2 protein-coding genes are annotated in these 2,034 nt (G+C 40.4%); both read right to left on the minus strand.

Annotation, left to right across the window (positions count from 1 at the left end; translation table 11 throughout):
• Positions 1 to 354: 354 nt before the first annotated feature.
• Positions 355 to 1,707, minus strand: coding sequence for an IS1182 family transposase (locus ACFRCG_RS48425; protein WP_129093204.1), 1,353 nt, complete (start codon positions 1,705 to 1,707; stop codon positions 355 to 357).
• A 144-nt stretch (positions 1,708 to 1,851) separates the two neighbouring features.
• Positions 1,852 to 2,034 (minus strand): hypothetical protein (locus tag ACFRCG_RS48430; protein ID WP_380043047.1); only part of this gene is annotated, 183 nt, incomplete at its 5' end.

Below are 2,034 nucleotides of genomic sequence, written 5' to 3' on the forward strand. Positions count from 1 at the left end.
CCGCAATTCTAGCCAGACGATCCTTGTCACGTATTTGAGACTCCCGGAAACCGGAAAGTATCCATGTTTGCTTTTTTATTCCAACCATATAAGCAACCCAAAAGAAAAGCAGCGCAATAAAGATTATTAAAAAATCGATACGTATTTCCACGACTCTCCCCCTTCTCTTAGAACTCTGCCCCCTAATGATACGCAACAAAATTTAATTTGTGAAGTTTCATAAAAAAATAGAAGGCCTGGGGGGCCTTCTTAGCTTGTAGAGAAAACGACGTTTTTTCTACAAGCTTTTTTGTTTTATACAGTTTCTTTAGATATTCATCAGGTTTCAGATGCAGAAAAAGCGCTCCCACATGCCTAGCCCTGCTTGGCTAGGTATGTGGCAATTTTCTTCATGTTCTGGCATGCGGCTGTGAGGAGAACTTGTTCACTCACATTTCGTTTTCCCCTCAACCTGCAATAGCGAAGCCCATGCAGCTGTTTTGAATCTGCAAAGCTTCGCTCTATTTTTTCTTTTCTTTTTTTGTAGAGGTTTTTTCCTGAAACAGACAAGCGATTTTGTCTGACCTTTTCTTTATGTTCTTCCCATACATGTCGAGTAATCACTTTCTGCCGATTCTTTGATTTTGTACAGTTTTCAAGCAGTGGGCATGAGGAACATATTTCAGGATTTGATTTATATGACCGGTAGCCTTTTCGGTCAGTTGTTGAGTATGTAAGTGTTTGGTGATTTGGACAAATGTATCTGTCTTGTTCACTGTCATAATGAAATTTCCATTTTGGAAACAAGCCTCGGATAGGGTGATAACGTCTATGTGCGATGACACCAAAGATTTGGCGGTCAGATAATCCTTTACAGATCGGAGTCGTTAAATATCCGGAATCAAGGGCGACGGCTTCTACTTGAAAACCAAATCGTGCGATTTGGTGGTCTAATCGGTCAAGATAAGGCACAGAATCATGGACATTTCCAGGTGTGACGTAGGCATCGGTGATAATGTTGTATTTCATATCTGTTGTGCGGTGATCTAAATAGAAAAAACCTTCTGGTTTGTTTTCACGATACAGATAGCCACTTTCCGGATCGGTTGTACTGTGGCGGATCTCTTTTTCAGCTTTCACCTCCTCTTTGGCTGTTAATGGTTTTTTTCCGTGTTCCTCCCGATCCTCTTGAATGGCTTCATTTAAATCCTTGATATAGTTTTGGGTATCCTGCGCAATTGTTTTTCTTGTGTATTTATGCTTGTTGGCATTGGCTTTAAGGTGTGTAGAGTCGGTGAATAGGACTCGTCCGCCCACCATGTCATGATTGATGGCCTGAAGAACGATCTCATCAAAAATGTCTTGGAAGATGGTTGTATCTTTAAAGCGTGTGCGTCTGTTCCAGCTGATGGTGGAGTGGTGTGGAACCGGGTCGTTTATGTTCAATCCGAGAAACCATCTGTACGCCATATTGTAGTAAATTTCTTTTTCAAGCTGTCTTTCTGAACGGATACCATAGAGGTATCCGATAAACATCATTTTAAATAAAATAAGCGGATCAAGTGAGGGGCGGCCTTTGTTTTCACTGTAGTAAGGTTTCACCTTTTCAATGATGAAAGAGAAGTCTATGTGTTTATCAATTTTCCGAAGCAGGTGATCCTCTTCAACGAGTTGGTCAAGCAGAACAAATTCGGCTGTGTTTTGAGAAGAGTTTCTTGTGTGGAACATGAGAAAGACACCGTCCTTTTAAGTCTTTCTTTTATTTTATTACAGAAGAATGGATATTTTAAGGAAAAATAAAGGCTGTCGAGATTTTCTCGACAGCCTGAGCCACTGTAATTATGATTAATTACAGTGGCTCTTTATTAAAGTTTACATATTGCTTTTTAAACGTTTTAAAATACGATAGTAATCATCCAAATCAATCCCTGGAGCGAATTGCTCTGGAAGTTCTGGAAAATCGGGTACAGGCGCACCTTCAGGCATTCCGTCAATTACTTGCAGCCTTTCACCTGTTTCTGGGTATGCACCATTCCAAATATGGTTGATATCACG

Origin of the sequence: Embleya sp. NPDC056575 (genome assembly GCF_042793325.1) — a bacterium.
Classification (GTDB): domain Bacteria; phylum Actinomycetota; class Actinomycetes; order Streptomycetales; family Streptomycetaceae; genus Embleya.

Bases quoted from the DNA above. Each gene is read 5' to 3' on its own strand.
- ACFRCG_RS48425 (WP_129093204.1), bottom strand. From the start codon at position 1,707: ATGTTCCACACAAGAAACTCTTCTCAAAACACAGCCGAATTTGTTCTG.